This is a genomic window from Aquirufa beregesia (assembly GCF_011090385.1).
Classification (GTDB): domain Bacteria; phylum Bacteroidota; class Bacteroidia; order Cytophagales; family Spirosomataceae; genus Aquirufa; species Aquirufa beregesia.
Genome location: NZ_SEWW01000006.1, coordinates 182198 through 189915 on the forward strand (window position 1 = coordinate 182198; position 7718 = coordinate 189915).

Consider the following 7718-nt stretch of genomic DNA (forward strand, 5'->3'; position numbering starts at 1 on the left):
TTACATCGAATTGTTTTAAATTTCCACCTTCCTCTTTGAGCTAAATCAATTATCTTTGTAGGCTATAATGAAACCGTTCCAAGAATACGGCCAGACCCTTCGTTTATGATTGACAAAAATTACGCCCCCAAAGAAATAGAGCAAAAATGGTATGCCTTTTGGTTGGAAAATAAGCTTTTTGCTTCCAAACCCGATCCCAATAAAGAAGCCTATACCATCGTTATCCCTCCTCCCAATGTAACAGGAGTTTTGCACATGGGGCACATGTTAAACAATACCATCCAAGATGTGTTGATTAGAAAAGCACGCATGGAAGGAAAAGAAGCTTGTTGGGTACCTGGTACCGATCATGCCTCCATTGCCACCGAAGCCAAAGTGGTAGCGATGTTGAAAGAAAAAGGCATCGAAAAAAAGGATATTAGTCGAGAAGAATTTCTGAAATATGCTTTTGAATGGAAAGATAAGTATGGCGGAATTATCTTAGATCAATTAAAAAAACTAGGCGCTTCGTGTGATTGGGATCGTACCCGATTCACCATGGAGCCTACATTATATGAGGCTGTTATTGATACGTTTGTTCGTTTGTACAACAAAGGTTTGATTTACCGTGGTGTAAGAATGGTCAATTGGGATCCTCAAGGTAAAACGGCTTTGTCTGACGAAGAAGTTATCTACAAAGATGTTCAAGCCAAATTATACCATATCCAATATCCTCTGGTAGATGGTTCTGGACATGTAACCATTGCCACCACTCGTCCAGAAACCATCATGGCCGATGCTGCTATATGCGTCAATCCTACGGATGAGCGCTACCTTTCTTTGCACGGCAAAAAAGTCTTTATCCCATTAATCAACCGTGAAATCAGCATTATTCCTGATGAATATGTAAGTACCGACTTTGGAACAGGTTGTCTAAAAGTAACTCCTGCTCATGATTTGAATGACTATGAACTGGGCATCAAGCATAAATTACCTGTCATTGATATCATTGACGACAATGGTGCTTTAAATAAGAAGGCCGTCTTATTTGTGGGAGTGGACCGTTTTGAAGCCAGAAAGCGAATTGTCAAACAATTAACGGAAGAAGGTTATTTGATTCAAACGGAAGAATACAAATCGACCATTGGTACTTCGGAACGTACAGGAGCGGTTATTGAACCCAAGCTTTCTTTGCAATGGTTCTTGAAAATGGAAGAAATGGCTAAACCTGCCTTGGAAAATGTCATGAATGACAACATCCAATTGCATCCCGCCAAATTCAAAAATACGTATCGTTCTTGGATGGAAAATGTACACGATTGGTGCATTTCGCGTCAATTATGGTGGGGGCAGCAAATCCCAGCATTTTACCTTCAAGATGGAACGCTGATTGTGGCAAAAGATAAAAAAGAAGCATTGCGTATTGCAAGAGATAAATACCAATTGTTTGCATTAGTAGAAGATGATTTAACACAAGATCCCGATGTATTGGATACTTGGTTCTCTTCTTGGTTATGGCCAATCTCCGTTTTTGATGGTATCGAAAACCCAGATAATGAAGAAATTAATTACTATTACCCAACCAACGACTTAGTTACGGGACCCGATATTTTATTCTTTTGGGTAGCTCGTATGATCATGGCAGGGTATGAGTGGAGAGGTGAATTACCCTTTAGGAATGTGTATTTAACCGGTATTGTTCGCGACAAGCAAGGCAGAAAAATGTCTAAGTCTTTAGGTAACTCACCTGATCCTTTAGAATTGATTGAAAAATTTGGAGCGGATGGGGTTCGCTCTGGTTTATTGTTTTCTGCGCCAGCTGGAAATGATTTATTGTTTGATGATAAACTCTGCGAACAAGGAAGAAATTTTTCTAACAAAATTTGGAATGCTTTTCGCTTGTTAAAAGGTTTGGATGTTCAAGAAGGACAATCTTTGCCTGAACATGTATTAGCCACAGCATGGTTTGAGTCTAAATTGTCTCAAACGATCCTAGATGTACAAGATCATTTCCAAAAATTCCGTATCTCGGATGCCTTATTAAGTATCTACAATTTGGTGTGGGATGATTATTGTGCCAAATATTTGGAGATTATCAAACCACCTTATCAAAGCCCAATTGCTTCAGAAACCTTAGCCGCGGCCTTGGGCTTGTTTGATCAATTGATGCGTTTATTACACCCATATATGCCATTTATTACAGAAGAAATTTGGCAAAACATGGAAGAAAGAAAAGAAGGCATCAGTATTTGTAAAGCTGAATTTCCTACAGCAAAAACTATTCAGGCTCCAATCATTGCTCAGTTTGATGCCATGTTTGAGGTTGTGACTAAAATCCGCGAGATTAGAAATACCAAGCAAATATCTCCGAAATTAGCCTTGAGCTTATGCATCAAATCCGAACATCCTCAAGCTTATGCATCTCTAGAAGCTATTCTAATTAAATTGGCCAATTTAGATTCGGTCACCTACATTCAAGAATCCTTGGCAGAAGCGCAAACTTTTGTGGTAAAATCTGACCAGTTTTTTGTTCCATTAGCTAATGACGAAGATCCCGCTGTATTAAAAGAAGAATCGGAAAAGGAATTAGTCTACTTGGAGGGATTTAAAAAATCCGTTGAGGCAAAATTAGCTAATGAAAAATTCGTTCAACATGCGAAAGCTGATTTGGTAGAAAGAGAAAGACAAAAACTTTCTGATGCTGAAAACAAAATCAAATCCTTGAAAGAATTATTAGCCCGTTTAAGCTAAATGAAAAACAATAGGCGCTATGTAGCTTTTTTTTGGGTAATACTCATCCCTTTTTTCTTTGGTTCCTGTGGTAGTACAGATGACAAAAAGGAAATTAAGGCAAAGACTCCTGTCATCCATTTGGATATACAGCGTTTAGATCGTGCTATTGCGAATTGTCAAAATGAAAAGCAAATAGACAGCACCCTTCAAAAGCACCCTGAAGTCTTACATGCCTATTTTTCTGTTGGGACAAATCGGTCAACAGAATTAGCTAAAAACTTCTTTGCGCTTTTCCAAAACCCTGCCCTATGGAAGTTTTATGAACAAAGCCAGCAACATGCTTTTTTTGGTGGTCAAGCGCTGGAAAATGAGTTACAAGCCGCATTTCAAGAAATAAAAAATGAGTTTCCTCAAGCTAAAATACCCAAAATCAGAACCGTATTTACTGGATTTGGAGCTGTGGGAAATTTCAAAACCCAACACTTAGTAGTTAGTGATAGCCTGATTATCATTGGATTGGATTATTTCATGGGAAAAAAAGGAATGTACCTTCCTCAAAATGTGTATGACTACCAATTAAGGCGCTTAGAACCTAGAGCGCTAGTTGGACAAATTTTATTATTGTATGCTGGCTATTTCAATAAGCATGAAGCAGAAAATGCCACCATGTTGAGTGATATGATTTGGTATGGGAAAAGCTATGCATTTGCAAAAAAAATGGTTCCAACATTAGCGGATAGTTTGTTATTTGGATATACTCAAACAGAATTAGCGGAATCAGACATGTTCCAACAAGAAATTTGGGAACATTTTATTGATCAATCCTTGTTGTACAAGCAAGATGAATTCATTAAAGCCAAATATTTAGGGGAAAGACCCAAAACCATTGAAATTGGTCCGGCTTGTCCGGGTTCTATTGGTCGATGGCTGGGTTGGAAAATCATTGACGCATACCAAATCAACCACCCAAAAGAAAGTTTGGCAGAAGTAATGGCAAAACCAGATGCCAATCAACTATTCCAGGCCTCAGGATATAGAGGCAAAGCGAAAGAATAATCATATGGCTAAGAGACACGAGAAATTTGGAGAAGGAGCAGATCCTAAAGATGCCAGAAAAATCAATAAAGAGGGAATTCGCAAAGCATTACGCATTTACAAATTCATTTTACCTTATAAATGGACATTCATAGCAGGAATGTTCTTTTTGTTTTTTTCCAATTTAACTACCTTAAGTTTCCCTTTGCTGATTGGAGAAATGACCAAAGTGATGGAGGGTAAATCTCAATTTTCCATTAATCAGGTAACCATCTTCTTTTTTTCCATCTTAGTCATTCAGGCAGTATTATCCTTTTTTAGGATCTATACCTTTGCCCAAGTATCGGAAAAGGCGATGAAAGACGTTCGTCAACATCTCTATTCTAAAATAATAACTCTCCCTATTTTTCAATTTGAAAAACGTCGTGTTGGGGAAATGATGAGTAGAATAACCTCAGATATTACTCAATTACAAGACGTACTTTCCATTACACTGGCTGAATTTTTCAGACAAATATTTACCCTAGTAGGTGGTATTGCCTTGATTACCTATATATCCTGGAAACTGACATTATTCATGTTGGCTACATTCCCTGTCTTGGTCATAGCGGCATTGGTATTTGGCCGTTTTATTCGCAAGGTTTCCAAAAAATCTCAAGATGAATTGGCATCCACCAACATTATCGTTGAAGAAACCTTTCAATCCATTCAGGCCGTTAAGTCATTTACCAATGAAAAATGGGAAGTTAATCGGTATACTCAATCCCTAAATTTAGTTGTAGAACAAGCTTTAAAGGCAGCAACCTTTCGAGGAGGATTTGTTAGTTTTATCATCTTTGCTCTTTTTGGGGGTATTGTAGGAGTGGTTTGGTATGGTGCTCAATTGGTTTCATCTGGGGATTTAATCTTAGCTGAACTGTTAACTTTTATTTTTTATACAGCATTTATAGGGGGATCAGTGGGTGGACTAGGTGACATTTATGCTCAGTTACAAAAAACCATTGGGGCATCTGAAAGAATTTTAGAAATTCTGGATGACCAATCAGAAATAAGCATTGAAAATGAATCCGAGGCAGAGATTCCATTTGGAAGAATAGAAGTAAAAGATTTACATTTTACCTATCCAGGTAGGCCGAATGTCCCTATTTTGAAAGGCATTAATTTCTCCATTGAACCTGGAGAGAAAGTAGCCATTGTGGGTAGTTCTGGAACAGGTAAATCAACATTGGCACAATTGTTCATGCGTTTTTATGAACCCAATGCTGGAAAAATACTATTGGGTGAACAAGATATTCAAACTTTTGATGTGAGTGATTGGAGAAAATTAGTGGCTTTGGTACCACAAGAAGTTTTATTGTTTGGAGGAAGTATCCGTGAAAACATTGCCTATGGTAAGCCGGGGGCATCTTTTGAGGAGATAGAAAAAGCTGCTGAATTAGCGTTTGCGAAACAATTCATCGAATCGTTTCCTGAGAAGTGGGAAACCTTGGTTGGGGAAAGAGGTGTTAAACTATCTGGAGGACAAAGACAGCGCATTGCCATTGCACGAGCTATTTTGAAAAACCCTAAATTTTTATTGTTGGATGAGGCGACTAGTGCTTTAGATTCTGAATCGGAAAAATGGGTTCAATCCGCTTTGGAAGAATTAATGAAAAATCGGACTAGTTTAATCATAGCTCACCGCTTATCTACGATTCGTTCTGCTGACAAAATCATAGTCATGCAAGAAGGTCAGATTGTTGAAACAGGGAATCATGAGGAATTGATGAATCTGAACGATGGAATTTATCAAAAAATGGTCAAATTGCAGTCTGATCATATCTAAGAAGATGGAGCATAAAGCACCTAGTTTGTCTGACTTTGACCTTAGACCCACACCTTGTAGAATGGAGGTACTGGGTTTATTGCAATCACATGAATACGCCTTAAGTCAGGGCGATATTGAGCAGGAATTAAGTAGTCAATTTGACCGTGTAACGGTGTATCGTACGCTCAAGACATTCTTAGGTCAAGGGCTTATCCATAAAGTCTTGGATGATATAGGAGGCATCAAATATGCCCTGTGTAAGGAATTGTGTCATCAGGGGGGACATGCTCACCAACATGATCACGTACACTTCAAATGCAACCAATGTGGACAAACTACTTGTTTGGAATTAGTGCATATTCCTAGCATCAGTTTACCTGCAAATTTTACAAAAAAAGAAAGCAATTTATTGATTCAAGGAATTTGCAATCTGTGCAATCAAGCTTAATTGACCAATTTCCTTTGAAGTAATTCCAGGCAGTTAGGGTTAATCTTATAGCGCTTTTGTCTTCGGTCCTCCACTGAATTCACCCGAATGATACTACTCCTTTCCCCAGTTAGTAACGTAAGCGTTTGGTTCACCTGATTGATCATAGCACTTCTTCTATACCGCTGTGTATCAAATGCTAAATTCTCAATATCCAAAATCCGATTCACCTCATCAATGGCTAATCCATCTTCATTTTGATTTTCAAGTATAGATTTCAAAAGTCGCAATGAAGTAGGATCTATATCCAATTTGACATCCTGAATTTGAGATACATGAACTACTTTCTTTGTACGTTTTGACTTAATTTTTGTCATGATAACAATGAGAACTGATGCCAAAAGGATTAAGAGAATTCCATAAAACCAGTCACTTTGATACCATGGCAAATCAGTCAACAAACCAATGAAGGTAGCATCAGAAGCCAAATCGTCAAAATTAATCAACAAAAAACTATCCGTAGATGAAGGGTTAGGATTTTGTAAAACGGTTAACAACCAAGGACCATTTCTAAAAATACTAGGTTTTTGAGATTGAGATGCACCTAAAGTAATACGAGCATACTTAAGCTCTAGATCATTATATTCGAAGACTTCTAAAGTCCGTGGATTAACAAAATAATATTTATGAATTCCATTTTTATTGCTGGAAGGTTCAAAGACAAAATACTTACCAGTATAGAATAAATGCTGCCTATCAAAGTAGCTATATTCTTCCAAAACTTGTTTGATAACTGGGTGGGTAATTTCTCCTAATTTCTTCCAGGTTTTGGTAAAAAATGAAAACTGGTAGATAGTCTGATCCAATTTTAGTTTTCCATAATCATCACTCACATCGGTGAAATAATTCGAAAAAGAAACGATGACATCCTTTTCTGGGATATAAGAAATAAAGCCATGGTACATACCAGGAGGAGATTGTCCTTTTGCATTGGTCGCTTCCCATTCTTTGGTTTTTTTATCAAAATAAATCAAGTGATTATTTGTTCTCCAAAATCCATACCCGCCTAAGGAAAAGATCTCATTCCCTCTAAAAAAGCGGTAAGCTAAGCAATTAACGCCTCGGTAATAGGTATCATCTTTACGTTTCAATTGAAAATCGGTTAGGTCAACCACATAAATTTGATTGGTACATTCCTGAAAAATGTGAATGCGGTTGGTATTTTTCTTTTGCAAGACAGTAAACACAGCTGTCTTCATGAAATCAGGATGATAAGTAGAATCAGTACGTAGACTATGATAAAAGACCCAATTTGAGTTGGAGTCTAATCGGGCAATCTCCTTTTTATATAAATCGATTCGATATGCTTTATGATCTGAATTGCTAAGGTAATAAGCAAACTGATTTGCCTTGAGGAATTCAGGAAAAAGAAATAGAAGGAATAGGGACAAAAAAAGCTTCATGCCGCAAATGTATTAAATATATAAAGAATGCTCCTATGCTTTGAAATTAATAGGTAAGCTATTCATACATGTAGACTAAAGAAGGAAATGAAAAATTATAGATTATAAATAGACTTAGGATTCAATTCATAAGTCTTCATACTACATTGTCAATGCCTGAAATAGGTTGACCGTTTAAAAGTAAAATTTTAAACATAAAATCTATTATCCATGGCAAACAAAAAATCATATCTTCAAAGTGTGTCACAAAGACGGCTCCGTCATTTTAGTGATA

Annotated in this window: 5 protein-coding genes; 4 read left to right on the top strand and 1 reads right to left on the bottom strand. The window is 37.2% G+C overall.

Annotated features, from left to right (window positions below; translation table 11 throughout):
- The first annotated feature begins 105 nt into the window (after positions 1-105).
- Genes EWU23_RS10595 through EWU23_RS10610 form a run of 4 tightly spaced genes read left to right on the top strand, consistent with a single transcriptional unit; the run spans position 106 to position 6002 of the window.
- The gene (locus EWU23_RS10595; protein WP_166231949.1) at positions 106-2730 is read left to right on the top strand and encodes a valine--tRNA ligase; all 2625 of its coding nucleotides are present in this window, start codon (positions 106-108) and stop codon (positions 2728-2730) included.
- Positions 2731-3768, top strand: coding sequence for a gliding motility protein GldB-related protein (locus tag EWU23_RS10600; protein ID WP_166231951.1), 1038 nt, complete (start codon positions 2731-2733; stop codon positions 3766-3768).
- 4 nt (positions 3769-3772) lie between these two features.
- Entirely contained in the window at positions 3773-5572 is a 1800-nt protein-coding gene (locus EWU23_RS10605) for an ABC transporter ATP-binding protein (RefSeq protein WP_166231953.1), read from the top strand.
- A gap of 4 nt (positions 5573-5576) precedes the next feature.
- Complete coding sequence (locus tag EWU23_RS10610; protein ID WP_166231955.1) at positions 5577-6002, top strand: Fur family transcriptional regulator; 426 nt, start codon at positions 5577-5579, stop codon at positions 6000-6002.
- Here EWU23_RS10610 and EWU23_RS10615 read toward each other — a convergent pair.
- Positions 5999-7444 carry a hypothetical protein gene (locus EWU23_RS10615; RefSeq protein WP_166231957.1) on the bottom strand — a complete coding sequence of 482 codons (1446 nt, stop codon included), beginning with the start codon at positions 7442-7444 and terminating at the stop codon, positions 5999-6001. The genes EWU23_RS10610 and EWU23_RS10615 overlap by 4 nt on opposite strands.
- Positions 7445-7718 lie beyond the last annotated feature (274 nt).

What these genes read in the sequence shown, in the direction of transcription:
- EWU23_RS10595 (WP_166231949.1), top strand. Translation starts at nt 106, where the DNA reads ATGATTGACAAAAATTACGCCCCCAAAGAAATAGAGCAAAAATGGTAT.
- EWU23_RS10600 (WP_166231951.1), top strand. Translation starts at nt 2,731, where the DNA reads ATGAAAAACAATAGGCGCTATGTAGCTTTTTTTTGGGTAATACTCATC.
- EWU23_RS10605 (WP_166231953.1), top strand. Translation starts at nt 3,773, where the DNA reads ATGGCTAAGAGACACGAGAAATTTGGAGAAGGAGCAGATCCTAAAGAT.
- EWU23_RS10610 (WP_166231955.1), top strand. Translation starts at nt 5,577, where the DNA reads ATGGAGCATAAAGCACCTAGTTTGTCTGACTTTGACCTTAGACCCACA.
- EWU23_RS10615 (WP_166231957.1), bottom strand. Translation starts at nt 7,444, where the DNA reads ATGAAGCTTTTTTTGTCCCTATTCCTTCTATTTCTTTTTCCTGAATTC.